The sequence below is a fragment of the Methylobacterium variabile genome, from assembly GCF_001043975.1.
Classification (GTDB): Bacteria; Pseudomonadota; Alphaproteobacteria; order Rhizobiales; family Beijerinckiaceae; genus Methylobacterium; species Methylobacterium variabile.
The window spans coordinates 21,943-37,129 of record NZ_LABY01000178.1; the positions used below are offsets into that span (position 1 = coordinate 21,943).

At 72.9% G+C, this 15,187-nt stretch carries 13 protein-coding genes; 8 read left to right on the top strand and 5 right to left on the bottom strand.

The window, feature by feature from the left end:
- Positions 1 to 97: 97 nt before the first annotated feature.
- Together VQ02_RS23815 and VQ02_RS23820 are read right to left on the bottom strand one after the other, a co-directional pair.
- Positions 98 to 1,657 carry an OpgD/OpgG family glucan biosynthesis protein gene (locus VQ02_RS23815; RefSeq protein WP_048446711.1) on the bottom strand — a complete coding sequence of 520 codons (1,560 nt, stop codon included), beginning with the start codon at positions 1,655 to 1,657 and terminating at the stop codon, positions 98 to 100.
- A 12-nt stretch (positions 1,658 to 1,669) separates the two neighbouring features.
- Complete coding sequence (locus VQ02_RS23820; protein ID WP_048446769.1) at positions 1,670 to 1,849, bottom strand: hypothetical protein; 180 nt, start codon at positions 1,847 to 1,849, stop codon at positions 1,670 to 1,672.
- Between the two features lie 239 nt (positions 1,850 to 2,088).
- On the opposite strand from VQ02_RS23820, the gene VQ02_RS23825 reads away from it, so the two are divergent.
- Positions 2,089 to 3,687 (top strand): gamma-glutamyltransferase family protein, encoded by a 1,599-nt coding sequence (locus VQ02_RS23825; RefSeq protein ID WP_048446712.1) that lies wholly within the window; start codon positions 2,089 to 2,091, stop codon positions 3,685 to 3,687.
- 198 nt (positions 3,688 to 3,885) lie between these two features.
- On the opposite strand, the gene VQ02_RS23830 is transcribed toward VQ02_RS23825, so the two are convergent.
- Both VQ02_RS23830 and VQ02_RS23835 read right to left on the bottom strand, forming a co-directional pair.
- Positions 3,886 to 4,485, bottom strand: coding sequence for an ActR/PrrA/RegA family redox response regulator transcription factor (locus VQ02_RS23830; protein WP_157080783.1), 600 nt, complete (start codon positions 4,483 to 4,485; stop codon positions 3,886 to 3,888).
- Between the two features lie 42 nt (positions 4,486 to 4,527).
- Complete coding sequence (locus VQ02_RS23835) at positions 4,528 to 5,919, bottom strand: ActS/PrrB/RegB family redox-sensitive histidine kinase (protein WP_048446714.1); 1,392 nt, start codon at positions 5,917 to 5,919, stop codon at positions 4,528 to 4,530.
- Between the two features lie 314 nt (positions 5,920 to 6,233).
- Between VQ02_RS23835 and VQ02_RS23840 the strand changes: the two genes are divergently transcribed.
- Positions 6,234 to 7,502: a polyhydroxyalkanoate depolymerase gene (locus tag VQ02_RS23840; RefSeq protein ID WP_048446715.1), complete on the top strand. Its 1,269-nt coding sequence runs from the start codon at positions 6,234 to 6,236 to the stop codon at positions 7,500 to 7,502.
- A 190-nt stretch (positions 7,503 to 7,692) separates the two neighbouring features.
- A complete protein-coding gene (locus VQ02_RS23845; protein ID WP_048446716.1) occupies positions 7,693 to 8,436 on the top strand; it encodes a M48 family metallopeptidase in 744 nt (247 codons plus the stop codon).
- 18 nt (positions 8,437 to 8,454) lie between these two features.
- Here VQ02_RS23845 and VQ02_RS23850 read toward each other — a convergent pair whose 3' ends face one another.
- The gene (locus VQ02_RS23850; RefSeq protein ID WP_048446717.1) at positions 8,455 to 8,835 is read right to left on the bottom strand and encodes a hypothetical protein; all 381 of its coding nucleotides are present in this window, start codon (positions 8,833 to 8,835) and stop codon (positions 8,455 to 8,457) included.
- A gap of 306 nt (positions 8,836 to 9,141) precedes the next feature.
- Here VQ02_RS23850 and VQ02_RS23855 point away from each other — a divergent pair, with 306 nt between their 5' ends.
- From VQ02_RS23855 to VQ02_RS23875, 5 genes are all read left to right on the top strand, one after another.
- Entirely contained in the window at positions 9,142 to 9,654 is a 513-nt protein-coding gene (locus VQ02_RS23855; protein ID WP_425339924.1) for an invasion associated locus B family protein, read from the top strand.
- Positions 9,655 to 9,674: 20 nt separating this feature from the next.
- A complete protein-coding gene (locus tag VQ02_RS23860) occupies positions 9,675 to 10,289 on the top strand; it encodes a hypothetical protein (RefSeq protein ID WP_048446719.1) in 615 nt (204 codons plus the stop codon).
- A gap of 7 nt (positions 10,290 to 10,296) precedes the next feature.
- On the top strand, positions 10,297 to 12,279 hold the full coding sequence (locus VQ02_RS23865; protein ID WP_048446720.1) for a glycosyltransferase family 2 protein: 1,983 nt from the start codon (positions 10,297 to 10,299) through the stop codon (positions 12,277 to 12,279).
- On the top strand, positions 12,276 to 13,910 hold the full coding sequence (locus VQ02_RS23870; RefSeq protein WP_053080526.1) for a glycosyltransferase family 2 protein: 1,635 nt from the start codon (positions 12,276 to 12,278) through the stop codon (positions 13,908 to 13,910). The genes VQ02_RS23865 and VQ02_RS23870 overlap by 4 nt, the downstream gene beginning before the upstream one ends.
- Before the next feature lie 326 nt (positions 13,911 to 14,236).
- Positions 14,237 to 15,115 (top strand): alpha/beta hydrolase, encoded by an 879-nt coding sequence (locus VQ02_RS23875; RefSeq protein ID WP_048446721.1) that lies wholly within the window; start codon positions 14,237 to 14,239, stop codon positions 15,113 to 15,115.
- The last annotated feature ends 72 nt before the right edge of the window (positions 15,116 to 15,187 follow it).

A 15,187-nucleotide genomic window follows, 5' to 3' on the forward strand; every position in this document is an offset into this window, starting at 1 on the left:
GCAGGATGACGCTCGTCTGCGATTCACTGCGCCATCCCGGGTTCCGCTTCGCGGCCCCGGGATGACGTCGGCGTATGTCGAACCCGCCGAGTCGGGCTCAGGCCGGCGGAATATACTGGTAGGTCCAGGTCTCGCTCAGGGTCTCATCCCCCCGGCGCAGGAACAGCCGCAGTTCCACCGGCTCGGGTCCGGTCACCGCGATGTCGAACTCGGCCCGCCAGTGGCCTGGCACGTCGTCCGGCACCGCCTCGGTGCGGGCGAGCGGGAAGGTGCCGCGGGAGGCGGTCAGCACGGCTTCCGGCTTCACCCCGGCGGGCAGGCGGGCCAGGGGCTCGCCGAGGAACTCGACCACGAACTTGCGCACGCCCTTCGGCCGGTCGGTGCCGGCCTGGCCGCCATTGCCCTCGCGGGTCGCGACGCAGCGCGCGAAGGGGGTAGGGTAGGGCTCGTCGGCGACCCAGTGCAGGCGATAGGCGAGGTCGTGCGAGGTGCCGGCGCGGGCGGGTTCCGCCGGCACCCACATCGCCACCACGTTGTCGTGGATCTCGTCGTCGGTGGCGTTCTCGACCAGCTGCACGCTGCCCTTGCCCCAGTCGCCGAGGGGCTCGACCCAGAGCGAGGGCCGGCGGTCGTAGTAGACGCCGTCCTGGTAATGGTCGAACAGCCGGTCGCGCTGCATCAGCCCGAAGCCGCGCGGGCGCTCGTCGGCGAAGGCCGAGACCATGGTGCGGGGCGGGTTGCGCAGGGGGCGCCACAGCCGCTCGCCGGTCCCGGTCCAGAGCGCCAGGCCGTCGGAATCGTGGACCTCCGGCCGCCAGTCCACCGCCGTCGGCTTGGTGGTCTCGGAGAACCAGTACATCGAGGTGAGCGGCGCCAAGCCGAAGCGGCCGACATCCTTGCGCAGATGCAGGCTCGCCTCGATCTCCATCACCACCGCCTTGGTGCGGCGCATGCGGAAGCGGTAGGCGCCGGCGGCCGAGGGGCCGTCGAGCAGCGTCAGCACCGTGACGGTGTCGGAGCCCGGCGCCGGGGTCTCGAACCAGACATGGGTGAAGTCCGGGAATTCCTCCGGCCGGTCCGGCATCACGGTATCGACGGCGAGCCCGCGGGCCGAGAGCCCGTACTGGTAGAGCTCGCCGATCGCCCGGAAGTACGAGGCGCCGAGGAACGCGACCCAGTCGTTGCGGCGCCAGTCGAGGGGGCCATCGCGGCGCTCCTGGAACCGGAAGCCGGCAAAGCCCGGGTTCGGCGGAAGGCGCCTGGCCGGCGAATCCGCCGGCATCTCGAAGGCGGCCGGATCGTAGATGATCTCGCGCGCTTGGCCGCCCTCGACCACGTGCATCCGCACCGGCTTCTGGAAGTAGCGGCCGAGATGGAAGAACGTGACCGGGAAGGCGCTCGGCCCCTCGGCCCACAGGGCGTGGTCCGGCTTGTACCTCAGCTTGCCGTGGGCGTCGTAGTCGATCGCCTGCAGCACGTCGCGGTCGGGGACCGCCGGGGCCGCGTAGGGCCGGCGGGCGAGGTCCCGCGCCCGGGCCTTCAGGGCCTCGAAGTCGAAGGGCTCCGGCCGGCCGAGGGGCAACTCCGCGCTCAGGACTTCGGGGCCGGAGCCGAGCAGGAGCGCGGCGCCGGCGAGGAGCGTGCGGCGGTCGATCATCTCAGCGAGCCCTTAGCGGATCGGCTCGATGCTGGTGGCCCGGCGCCAGAGCTGAACCATGATGTAGAGGGCGAGCAGGCTGAACACCGCCATCAGCACGTGGCCGATGGTGTCGCCGAGCTCGAAGATGCCGGCCAGCGCCCAGCCCGCCGCGATCGCCACGGCGAACACCTCGATGCCGACCAGCACCATGATGCTGACGATGGTGAGGAGGCTGCGGGGCTTGAGGGAACCTGATGCGGGCACGCGGCCTGACCCTTCCTGCTGCGAGACGGGGTGCCGACGGGCACGAGGCCGTCGGTGCCGACGGGCGATGCCGTGGCGGCATGCGCCTATCGTTTCATGGCTGCGGGCACTAGCCTGAACCGGCGGACCTGCGCAACCTCGCGGGCCCGTGGCGCTTCCGCCGAGCCCTCGCAAAAGCCTCCGAGATGCCCGAGACTCCCGTCTTCGCCCGTGCCGCCTGCGCGGCTCCCCATCACCTCGCGGCCGAGGCCGGCCGGGCGATCCTTGCCGAAGGCGGCAACGCCGTCGAGGCGATGCTCGCCATGGCGGCGACCATCGCGGTGGTCTACCCCCACATGAACGGCATCGGCGGCGACGGCTTCTGGCTGGTGCGCGGCCCGAACGGCGCGGTGCGGGCGATCGAGGCCTGCGGGCCCGCCGGCAGCCTCGCCACCATCCGGCGCTACCGCGACAAGGGCTACGACGCGATTCCCGAGCGCGGGCCCGACGCCGCCCTGACGGTGGCCGGCGCCGTCGGCGGCTGGGCGCTCGCCCACGACATCGCCCGCGACCTCGGCGGGCGCCTGCCCCTCGGCCTGCTCCTCTCCGACGCGGTGCGCCATGCCCGGGAGGGCGTCGCGGTCTCTCCTTCCGAGGCGCGCTACGTGCCGAAGGAGTTCGACACGCTCCACGACCAGCTCGGCTTCCGCGAGACGTTTCTCATCGACGGCAAGAGTCCGAAGGCCGGGACCGTGCGGGCGCTGCCGGCGCTCGCCGCCACCCTGGAGCAGCTCGGCCATGCCGGCCTCGACGACTTCTACCGCGGCGACGTCGGCCGCGAGGTCGCCGCCGACCTCGAGCGGGCCGGCAGCCCGGTGACCCGAAGCGACATCGAGCGCTACCGGGCGGTGTCGCGGGCGCCGCTCTCGCTGAAACTGTCGGGCGCCACGGTCTACAACTGCCCGCCGCCGAGCCAGGGCCTCGCCGCCCTGATGATCCTCGGCCTCTACGAGCGGCTGGGCGGCATCCGGCCCGAGACGGCGGCGCATTACCACGGCCTGATCGAGGCGACGAAGCGGGCTTTCCGGGTGCGCGACGCGGTGGTGACCGACTTCGACCGCCTGCGCCACGACCCCGCCGCCTTCCTCGCGCCGGAGCGCCTGGAAGCGGAGGCGGCGATGATCCGGATGGACCGCGCCTCGCCCTATCCGGTGCGCCCGGTCGGCGACGGCGACACGGTGTGGATGGGGGCGATCGACCAGAACGGCGTCGCGGTCTCCTACATCCAGTCGGTCTACTGGGAGTTCGGCTCCGGCCTCGTCCTGCCCCGCACCGGCATCACCTGGCAGAACCGGGGCGTGGCCTTCTCCCTCGATCCTCGCTCGGTCAACCCGCTCGAGCCGGGGCGGCGGCCATTCCACACCCTCAACCCCGCGCTGGCGGTGCTCGCCGACGGGCGGGTCCTGTCCTACGGCAGCATGGGCGGGGACGGGCAGCCGCAGTTCCAGGCCCAGGTCTTCACCCGCTACGCCACCTACGGCATGGGCGTCGCCGAGGCGGTGGACGCCCCGCGCTTCCTGTTCGGCCGCACCTGGGGCGCCGAGTCGATGACCGTGAAGGTCGAGGACCGGTTCGAGTCGTCCTGCATCGCGGCGCTGGCCCGGATGGGGCACGAGGTCGAGGAGCTGGGCGGGTCGTACATCGACTCGCTGGGTCACGCCGGCCTGCTGGTGCGCCATCCCGGCAACGGCCGGATCGAGGCGACGCACGATCCGCGCTCGGACGGGGGTGCGGCGGGGGTGTAGGTTCTTTCCGGATCGCCTTCGGTTGTCTCGGCGAAGCCCCTATCCCCCTGGTCATTCCGGGCTCCGCTGCGCGGACCCGGAATGACCAGGAGGGTGTCGTTTCGACCTGAGAGAAGTCGCAAAGCCCGCGGTCCATCCCAAAAACAAAAGACCCGGCGCCTCCCGGCGCCGGGTCCTTCTTTCCCCGATCATTCCGCCTCAGCGCGGCGCGCGCTTCGCCAGGATGCGCTGCAGCGTGCGCCGGTGCATGTTGAGCCGGCGCGCCGTCTCGGAGACGTTGCGGCCGCACAATTCGTAGACCCGCTGGATGTGCTCCCAGCGCACCCGGTCGGCGGACATCGGGTTCTCCGGCGGGTCGGCCCGCTCGCCGGGCTCGGCCATCAGGGTGCCGTGGATCTCGTCGGCGTCGGCGGGCTTCGCCAGGTAGTCGAAGGCGCCGAGCTTCACCGCCGTGACGGCGGTGGCGATGTTGCCGTAGCCGGTCAGGATCACGCCGCGGGCCTCGGGCCTTCGCTCCTTCAGGCGGGCGATCACGTCGAGGCCGTTGCCGTCGCCGAGCCGCATGTCGATCACCGCGAAGGCGGGGGGCTGCGCGTCCACCGCTGAGACTCCCTCGGCGACGCTCTCGGCGACGTGAACCCGGTAGCCGCGCGCCTCCATGGCCCGGGCGAGGCGGGTCGAGAACGGCTTATCGTCATCCACGATCAGCAGGCTGCGATCGGCGTGGTTGGCGAGGGCGTCGCCCTCCGGAATGGTACCGGCCGCGGCCTCCGGGCTGAGTGTTCCGTACTGCGTCATCAAACGACGCTCCTCCAGCTTTCAGTCAGCAAGTTCAGAGATTTATATAGGAACGTCACGGGCCTGCGTCAGGGGTGCGGCGTCGTCCGTGCCCGGGTTTCGGTGACCTTTCGCCTCCCTCTCGAAAACGTGACGGGGCCACACGATCCGCACCACGGCGCCGGTCGAGGGGTCGACCGCGTTGGCCAGGCTCAGCTGCGCGCCCGAGCGCTCGATCAGCGTCTTGGCGATGAACAGGCCGAGCCCCAGCCCCGTTCCGCCCTCCGGCCCGGCCTTGTCCGGCCCGGTCCTGGCGACGCTGCGGGTGCTGACATACGGCTCGCCCACGCGCAGCAGCACCTCGGGGGCGAAGCCGGGCCCGTCGTCCCGGATCTCGAGGGAGACCCGCTCCGGGCTCCAGCGCGCCTCGATCGAGACGCAGCTCTCGGCGAAGTCCACCGCGTTGTCGACGATGTTGCCCAGCCCGAACATCACCCCGGGATTGCGCCGGCAGGCCGGCTCCGGCCCGTCGCCCCGCGTCGAGACGTCGAGGACGATGCCGAGCGCCCGCTGCGGCGCCACCAGCTCCTCCACCAGGTGGCTCAGGGTGATGGTCTCGATGAAGCCGCCCTGGTCGGCGTCGAGGGAGGTGAGCTTGGCCAGGATGCCGCGGCAGCGCTCGACCTGGTCGCGCAGGAGCCGCAGGTCCTCCGCCACGCTGGGCGAGGCGCTCGGGCCGAGCTGACGGTCGAGCTCCTTGGCCACCACCGTGATCGTCGCGAGGGGGGTGCCGAGCTCGTGGGCCGCCGCCGCCGCCAGCCCGTCGAGCTGGGACAGGTGCTGCTCGCGGGCGAGCACCAGCTCGGTCGCGGCGAGCGCCTGGGCGAGCTGGCGCGCCTCCTCGGCGACGCGCCAGGCGTAAACTCCCGTAAACGCAGTTCCGAGCAGGATCGCGGTCCAGACGCCCGACACGTACAGGAACGGCAGTTCGAGCTTCTCCCCGGCGAACCACGGCAGGGGCCGGTACACGAGGGCGAGCAGGGTCGAGAGGCCGACCGCCAGGAGGCCGAGCGCCAGGGTCCGGGCCGGGGGCAGCGCGGTGGCGGAGATCAGCACGGGGGCGAGGAAGAGCAGCGCGAAGGGATTCTGCAGGCCCCCGGTGAGGAAGAGGAGGGCGGCGAGCTGGATGATGTCGAAGGCGAGGAGCAGCACCGCGGCGTCGTCGCTGAGCCGGTGGCTCGCCGGGTAGCGGATGCGCAGGGTGAGGTTGAGCCAGGACGAGGCGGCGATGACGAGGAAGCACCAGCCGAAGGGCAGGGGCAGGCCGAGCCCGAGATGGGCGCCGGCCACCGCCGCGCCCTGGCCGGCCACCGCCAGCCAGCGCAGCCGCACCAGGGTGTCGAGGCGCAGGTGGCGGGCGTCGCGCACCAGGTCGGTCTGCGAGGTATCGAACATGGCCTGACGATAGTGCGGCACCGCCCGCCGCCCAGGGCGACCGATTGGGAAACCCTTTGGCCGCCCGACGCGTTCTCCTCTCCCGCGCGACCGTCGCTCCAGCACAGGCTTCCTTCGACCGCACTGGCTTCCGCAACGCTCCGGGCGCGCGCGGAGATTGAGGTAAAAAGGGCACAGTTCCACCTTTTGACAGCTTGGTTTTCCGCAGATGTTGCCCTTCAATACCGGTACTCTATTGTCTGACTCCCGGTAGGGTCAGGCGTCTCCTGGTGGCGGCTGCGCGCGCCGCTGGGTCAATCGTGGACGGTGGCGTCATGGATCTCTCGTATTTCTGGTATGAAGCAGCCCACTGGATGTTGACGCCTGCCCGAGCGGCCGCCGACGCCACGCAGCTCGTGTTCAAGAATCCCGTCAACCCGATGACGTACACGCCCTACGGCCGGACCGTGACGGCGGCGTGCGAGATGTTCGAGCGCACCACGCGCCGCTACGGCAAGCCGGCCTTCAACCTCCCCCGCACCACCGTCGAGGGCGTGCCCGCCGAGGTCACCGAGCGGATCGTGTGGGAGAAGCCGTTCTGCCAGGTGATCGCGTTCGAGCGCGCCCTCAAGCACACGCCGGCCCAGGCCCAGCCCAAGGTGCTGGTGGTGGCGCCGATGTCGGGCCACTACGCCACGCTCCTGCGCGGCACCGTCGAGGCGCTGCTGCCGGCCCACGAGGTGATGATCACCGACTGGACCGACGCCCGCATGGTGCCGCTCGAGGCCGGCCGCTTCGACCTCGACACCTACATCGACTACCTGATCGAGATGTTCCAGGCCTTCGGCCCGGACCTGCACGTCGTCGCGGTGTGCCAGCCCTCGGTGCCGGTCTTCGCCGCGGTGGCCCGGATGGAGGCGCAGGGCCTCCCCGGCGTCCCGACCTCGATGACCCTGATGGGCGGCCCGATCGACACCCGCCGCTCGCCGACCGCCGTGAACTGCCTCGCTGCCGAGCGCGGCTCCGAGTGGTTCAAGCGCAACTGCATCACGGTCGTGCCCCCGGGCTACCCGGGCAGCTGGCGCGAGGTCTATCCGGGCTTCTTCCAGCTCTCCGGCTTCATGGGCATGAACCTCGACCGTCACCTGACGGCGCACTGGGACATGTTCAAGCACCTCGTGCGCCACGACGGCGATTCGGCCGAGAAGCACCGCGAGTTCTACGACGAGTACCTCTCGGTGATGGACCTGACGGCGGAGTTCTACCTCCAGACCGTCAACACCGTGTTCGTCGAGCACGCCCTGCCGAAGGGCGAGATGCGCCACCACGGCGAGCTCGTTGACCTGACGGCGATCCGCCGCTGCGCCATCATGGCGGTGGAGGGCGAGAACGACGACATCTCGGGCGTCGGCCAGACCCTGGCGGCCCTCGACCTGACGCCGAACCTGCCCGCAGAGCGCAAGCATTACCACCTGCAGAAGGGCGTCGGCCATTACGGCGTCTTCAACGGCTCGCGCTTCCGCGCCCACATCGCGCCGCGCATCTCCGCCTTCATGCACGAGATGCAGGGGACGCAGCTCTCCGACCTGCGCGAGGCGTCCTGAGCCTCGCGACCGGCGCCGCCCCGGCGGCGCCGGCCGGACTTTCCCGACGGACGCACCAATCTCCCTTCTGAGGATCCTGCCCGCAGTGCCGCCGGCCCACCGCTTGCGCGCATGGTTCGAAACCCTGCTCGCCGTGGCGCGGCGAACCGGGACGCTGACACGCTCGGGTCCTCCCGCGTACAATGGTGGCATGCGAGTCGCGCTCCTGCGCCGGTCGGCGCCCGAACCCACCCACGTCACCGTCATCCATGCCGGCACCTGCTACCCGGTCTGCGTGCGCCGCCGCGCGGCGGCCCGGCGGATCACCCTGCGGGTCTCGAGCGCCACGGGCGAGATCGTCCTGACGCTGCCGGAGCGCACCGACCTCGCCGCCGCCCAGCGCTTCGCCGATTCCCACGGCGCCTGGATCGCGGCCCGGGTGGCCAAGCTGCCGGAGCGCGTCGCCTTCGTGCCGGGGGCGGTGGTGCCGCTGCGGGGCGTACCGCACCGCATCCTGCACTGGTCGACCGCCCCGGGCGCGACGGTCGCCACCACGGAGCCGGACGGCACGCCGGTGATCGCGGTCTCGGGCGGGCTGCCCCACGTCGCCCGCCGGGTGCGCGACTTCCTCGAGGCCGAAGCGCGCCGGGACCTGAGCGCGGCGGTGGCGCGCCACGCCGGGGCTCTCGGCCGCTCGCCCAAGCGCCTGACCGTGCGCGACACCCGCAGCCGCTGGGGCTCATGCTCGGCCGCGGGCCACCTGAACTTCTCCTGGCGCCTGATCATGGCGCCGCCGGCGGTGCTGGACTACCTCGCTGCCCACGAGGTCGCCCACCTCGCCGAGATGAACCACTCGGACCGGTTCTGGCGCGTCGTGGCCGGCCTCTACCCGGGCTACGAGGAGCCCGAGGGCTGGCTGAAGCGGCACGGCACCGAGCTGCACCGCTACGGCTGACGCCCCCGGCCCGGCGCGTCAGCCCTTCGTGCGGACCACCACCACGCGCTCCGCCGGCCAGGCCGGCCGGGGATCGACGTAGCCCGGCGCCAGAGTGCGGGGCGCGATGCTGTCGCAATTCTCGCGCTGGCGCAGGATGATCTCGCCGTGCTCGCCGCGGCGGCGGATCACGCCCGCGTCGCGGCAGAAGCCGGCGATCTCGGCCGAGCGCGAGGCCCGGCGCCCGCGCGGATTGCGGGGCACCGGCGGGTGCTCGATCGTCAGCGTCGCGTCGTGGTTGAGCGAGCGCTCGATGTAGGTGGTCTCGTCCACCGGCAGCGGCTCGGCCGCGGCGGCGCCCGCGGCCAAGACACCGGCGGCCAGGACCAGAAGGGCGAGGGAGGTGGCGGCGACTCTCATCGGGGCGGCTCTCGCGAGGAGGGGAGGGCGGTCTGAGCGATCGTTTCGGACGGCGCGCGCTCCCCGGCGGAGCCCGCGCGTTGGTGTCCGTATGAACCAGAAACCGTGTGAAACCACTAACGCCGGTCCGCACGCTCCGCGGCGCGGCCCGAGCCTACAGCTAAGCCCGCGCCGGGCCATCCGGTTCCCGGTTGCGACGGGATGAGGCCGGCACCTCGGCTTGACAGCTTCCGTGCCCCGTGGTCGGAACGCCCCGGACCGGCGGTCGGCCGGGGCAGCGGAGCGGTGAGCGGCGTGGGAGACAGCTTGCGACGGATCGGACGCCGGGTGCGGGCCGGCACCTTCGGCCTCGCGCTCGCCCTCGGCCTGCCGGCCCCCGCCGCCCTGGCGCAGGGCGCGGTCAAGCAGAGCTTCGAGGACTGGCAGCTGCGCTGCGAGACGCCTGCCGGCGCCAAGGCCGAGCAATGCGCCCTGGTGCAGTACGTCGCCGCCGAGGACCGGCCGAACCTCACCCTCGTGGTGATCGTGCTGAAGACCGCCGACAACCGCGGCACGCTGCTGCGGGTGGTGGCGCCCCTCGGCGTCCTGCTGCCCTCCGGCCTCGGCCTGAAGATCGACCAGGCCGAGATCGGCCGCACCTCCTTCGTGCGCTGCCTCTCCACCGGCTGCGTCGCCGAGGTGGTGATGGACGACAAGCTGATCAACCAGCTCAAGACCGGCCAGCAGGCCACCTTCATCGTCTTCCAGACCCCCGAGGAGGGCGTCGGCATCCCCTTGTCCCTCAAGGGGTTCAAGGAAGGCTTCGACAGCCTGAAGTAACCCGACACCGGGAGAGGACCGTGACGGCTGGCTTTCTCCGTATCCCCCGTCTCGCCCTGGCGGCCGCGGCGCTCGTCGGGCTTGCGGCCCCGGCGCTGGCGCAGACCGCGCCGCCGCAGGACGAGGGCAATTCCTTCCTCAACATCTTCAAGTACGGCGGCACCACCAAGCCGCCCGAGGCGCCCCCGAGCCCCGACGACGTCTACTGCCCGATCATCGACATCACCGAGGGCGGCTCCTCCCTGCAGACCCTGGCGGGCGGCACGGTGCGCACGCAGATCCGCCTCGGCCAGATCAGCCGCTCGTGCCAGCCCGGGCCGAACGGCAGCACCATCGTCACGGTCGGCGTGCAGGGCGTGGTCCTGCTCGGGCCCGGCGGCGCGCCCGGACGGTTCAACGCCCCGGTCACCGTGACGGTGAAGAACGGCACCCAGGTCGTCGACCGGCGCAGCCGCCAGGGCGCCGCGACGATCCCGCCGGGTGCGGCCAGCGGCAGCTTCACGGTGGTGGAAGAGGGCTTCATCGTCCCGGCCGCCCTCGCGCGGGACTTCGAGATCGAGGTCGGCCTCGGCGGGGGCGGCAAGCCGGCCAGGGCGCCGCGGCGCAAGCCCGCCGCTCCGCCGGCCGACGGCTGACGGGCCGGTGGCGCCGGGCACCTGCCGCATCGCGCCCCGCTCGGACGATCCGGACTTCACCCGCGAGCTGATCCCCGGCGCGGTATCTCCCGGGCGCTGGCTCGCCCTCGACTATGCCCTCGACCGCTTCGCCGAGCCGGTGCGGCCGCTCCTGCGCTTCCGCCGCCGCGACGGCACCCACGAGGACGCGCTGCTGCCGGGCCCGGTGCTCGGGCGCGCCTCCTGGCTCGGGCCGGTGCCGCCCGGCACGGACGCCATCCTGCTCGCCGCCCCGGCGGAGGGGTTCCGGATCGAGGCGGCGCGGCTCCTCTCCCGCGCCGCGATGCTCGCCTTCTGCGCCCGGCGGCGGCCGGACAAGCTGCCGGTCGCCCTCTACCAGTGGCTGCGCCGGGACGCGCGCCGCCTGCGCAACACCCTGCGCATCGCCGCCGGCGTGAGGCCGCTCGCGCAGTATCCGACCTGGAAGGCGGAGCGTGCCCGGCCCTTCGAGCCCGCCTTCGACCGGATGCCGCTGAAGCCCTTGCCGCGCCTCGGCCTGATCCTGGAGGTGGCGCCGGAGCAGGCCGAGGCGGTGCGCCGCACGCTCGCCGCCCTCACGGCGCAGAGCCACCGCGACTGGCGCCTCGCCGTGCGCTGGGGCGGCCCGGCGCCCGCCGGCGTCGTGCCGGACGATCCGCGGATCGCCGGCGACGGCCTGCCGGATGGGGTCGCGATCGGGCACCTCGCGGCGGGCGACGTCCTCGCGCCCCATGCCCTGGCCCAGCTCGCCGCCGCCTTCGCCGGGCCGGAGCCGGCGGACCTCGCCTACGCCGACAGCGAGGTGGAGGAGGCCTCGGGCCTGCGCCCGCGCCTCAAGCCGGCCTGGAGCCCGGACCTCGCCCTGACGACGCTCTATCCCGGCCGGCCGTTCCTCGTCGCGGCGGATCTCGTCGCTCGCAGCGGCTGGGAGCCCGGGCAGGGCGCCCGGGCGCTTCTCCTCGCCGCGATCCTGGCGGGGCCGGTCCGCCCGCGGCGCATCCCCCGCATCCTCTGCCGCACCGCGCCCGAGGCGCCCGACCCCGACGGCCACGCCGCCGACCTCGCGGCGGCGTTGCGCCGGGCGGGCGCGCCCGCCGCCATGGTGCGCAGCGGCGACACCCTCGACCTCGACTGGCCGCTGCCCGAGCCGGCGCCGCTCGTCTCGGTGGTGATCCCGACCCGCGACCGGCCGGAGCTGCTGCGGGTGGCGGTGCAGGGCGTGCTGCGCGACACCGCCTACCCGGCCCTCGAACTCGTCATCGTCGACAACGGCTCGACCGATCCGGCCGTCGCCGCCCTCTACGCCGAGTGGGACGCCGACCCGCGGGTGCGCCGCCTCGAGCGTCCCGGCCCGTTCAACTTCTCGGCCCTCGTCAACGACGGCGCCGCCGCCGCCCGCGGCGACGTCCTGGTGCTCCTCAACAACGACGTCGAGGTGCTGCACCCCGACTGGCTCTCCGCGATGGTGCGCCAGGCCCTGCGGCCGGAGGTCGGCGCCGTCGGGGCCAAGCTCCTGTTCGGCAACGGCCGGCTGCAGCATGCCGGCGTCGTGGTCGGGCTCGGCGGCCGGGCCGGGCACATCCTGCGCAACCGCCCGGCCGACACGCCGGGCCATCTCGGCCGGCTCACCGTCGCCCACGAGGTCGCGGGCGTCACCGCCGCCTGCCTGGCGGTGGCCAGGGCGAAGTTCGCGGCCGTCGGCGGCCTCGACGCCGAGGCCTTCCCGATCGACTTCAACGACATCGACCTTTGCCTGCGCCTCCGGGCGGCGGGCTGGAGGTCGGTCTGGACGCCGCGGGCGGTGCTGGCCCACCACGAGTCGGTCAGCCGCGGCCCGAGCGTCGGCGCCGCCCGGCTGCGGTTCGACGCCGAGGGCGAGCGCTTCGCCGCGCGCTGGCGGGCCATGATCCGCGACGACCCGTACTATCACCCGGCCTTCTCGGTCACGACCTTCGGGGAGGAGCTGGAGTGAGGCTCCCGCCCCATCCGGCCTTCGACCTGCTGCGCTTCGCGGACGATCAGCCCGGCGCCGCCCGGCGCTGGCGCGCCGGGGCCCTCCTCGCGGCCCGGCACCCGGGCGAGGCCTGGCAGGTCGTCCGCGCGCTCCTCGCCGGCAAGCGGGTGCGGGCCCGCGACCGTGCCGCGATCCTCTGGGGCGCCCGCCACGCCCTGCATCCGCCGCCGTTCGCGGCGGGGAAGGCCGAGGCCGTGCCGGGCCTGCGCGTGGCGACGTCCGCCGAGATCCTGTCGGAGGGCGCCGGCCCGGCCGCGATCGTGGTGCTGACGGCGCCCGGCCACCGGCTCGTGCCGGGTGCGGCCCCCGCCATCGCGGAGGTCTTCGCGGCCGAGCCCGGCCTCGAGGCCCTCTACGGCGACGCTCTGGTGCTCGGGCCCGGGGGGAAGCCGCTGCTGCCGGTGCTGCGCCCGGCCTTCGATCCCGACTACCTGCTCGCCACCGACTATGTCGGCCCGGTGGTGGCCCTGCGCCGGCAGGCCCTGGACCGCCTCGGGCTCGATCCGTCCCTGCCCGGCGCCGAGGCCGCCGACCTGCTGCTGCGCCTCGCGGCCGAGGGACTCGGCACCATCCGCCACCTGCCGCGCCTGCTCTCGACGTGGTCCCCGTTCGAGGCCGCGCCGCCGGTCACCCCCGAGGTCTGGCGCCGGTCGCGGCGCGCCCTCGCCGAGCGCAGCCTCGCCGGGGTCGGCCGCGTCGAGGAGGCGGGCGGCGTCCTCGTCTCGCGCCGGACCCTGCCCGAGCCGCCCCGCGCCACCGTGATCGTGCCGACCCGCGACCGGGTCGCGCTGCTGCGCACCTGCCTCGAGAGCCTCGTCGCCCGCACCGACTGGCCGGAGCGGGAGATCATCGTCTGCGACAACGACAGCCGCGAGCCCGAGACCCACGCGTATTTCCGTGAGCTGGAGCAGCGCGGCCTCGCCCGGGTGCTGCCCTGCCCCGGCCCGTTCAACTTCGCCGCGATGAACAACCGGGCGGCGAGCGAGGCCAGCGGCAGGCTCCTCGCCTTCGTCAACAACGACGTCGAGGCGATCCATCCCGACTGGCTCGCCCGGATGGCCGGCGAGGCCCTGCGGCCGGAGGTCGGGGCGGTGGGGGCGAAGCTCCTCGATGCCGAGGGCCGGATCCAGCACGGCGGCATCGTCCTCGGCGCCGGAGGCCTCGTCACCCACGCCCACCGGCATTTCCCCGGCGACGCCCCGGGCTACCTGCACCGCCTGCGGGCGACGCACCGGGTCTCGGCGGTGACGGCGGCCTGCCTGGTGATCGAGGCCGAAAAATTCCGGGCGGTGGGGGGCTTCGACGCCGAGGCCTTCGCGGTCGACTTCAACGACGTCGACCTGTGCCTGCGCCTCGACCGGGCCGGGTACCGCAACCTGATCGTGCCGGGCGCCGTGCTCCACCACCGCGAGGCGGCGAGCCGCCGCTGGACCCCGGCGGCGCAGGAGCGCCACGCCGCCGAGGTGGCGCGGCTGCGCGAGCGCTGGGGCGAGGCGCTGGCCGCCGACCCCTGGTACAATCCCGGCTTCGACCCGCGCTCCGGCGCCTACCTGCGCCTGCGAGACCCGATCGAGGGCAATCCGCGCTGACGCGCGCCTCACGGGTCAGAACTCAATCAGCTTGACCGTGCGATGGACTGCTGAGGGTGGGGAGCGGCGGTTCAATAGGTGGATGCTGAACGGCAGGATCGCGCCAGAAGCCGACATCCGAATTTTCACGTCTAACGGTCCGCTCATGATTTAGAGGTGTGATCTCTTATTTAGAGGTGCGATCTCCTAGCCGAGCGCGACGCCGTGACTGCTTGGTAGTCGCATCATGACCGTTGCCAGCCTTGCGGCCTGAAGCGCCTGGAGCATCGATCTGTTAGGATGAAGCGCGAACGCGACCCGTCGATGCCGGCTGGCAGGAGGCTGACATGAAGCGATGCGTTACCTTTGTGTTGGCGATGGTGCTTGCCATCGGGCCGGCCTCGGCCGACCCGGTGGAGCTCTCAACCTTCCGCGACCTGCCGAGGCCCAACCCCACTGTGCAGGTCGCGTACGGCGAAGCGCTCGCCCAGGGCGTGGACGTGTTCCTGCCCGACGGCCCCGGCCTGCATCCGGTCGCAGTGCTCATCCATGGCGGGTGCTGGAGCGCCACCACCGCTGGGCGGGAGCAGATGCGGCACCTCGGGGCGGAGCTGGCGCAGCGCGGCATCGCGGTCTGGAGCATCGGCTACCGCCGCGCCAACGAGGCCGGGGGCGGGTATCCCGGCACCTACCAGGACGTCCGCGCGGCTCTTGACCGGCTGACCGAGGACGCCCCCACCTACCGGCTGGACCTCTCGCGGGTGGTGCTCGCCGGGCACTCGGCGGGCGGCCATCTCGCATTATGGGCGGTGTCGCGCGGATCGCTTCCAACCGGAAGCCAGCTGTACGGGTCACCTCAGTTCGTGCCACGCGCGGTGATCAGCTTGGGCGGCGTGGGCGACCTCGCCACGTTTGCCCGGTTCGTCCCGGTGCTGTGCGGCCCCGGCATCGCGGAACGTCTCGCCCCGGCGGACAAGCTCGCGGAGGTCTCGCCCGCGGCCCTCACGCCGTCAGCGGGGTCGATCGTCATGGTCAGCGGCGTGCTCGACCGGCTGATCCCGCCCTGGGTCGCCTATGACTATGCCCGTGCCCTCAGAGGCAAGTCCGCGATCGAGCCGAGGCTGGTCAACATCCCGGAGGCCGGTCACTTCGACCTGGTCACGCCGTCTGCGCCAGCCTGGAAGCAGGCGCGCAGCCTCATCGAGGAGGCGCTGGAAGTCCGGTGAGCGGAATTTAAAGGGAGGCTGGCGAGCGGGGTTGTCCGCCTCTCAAGCCTGGAAACGCAGTCATCGCCGCCA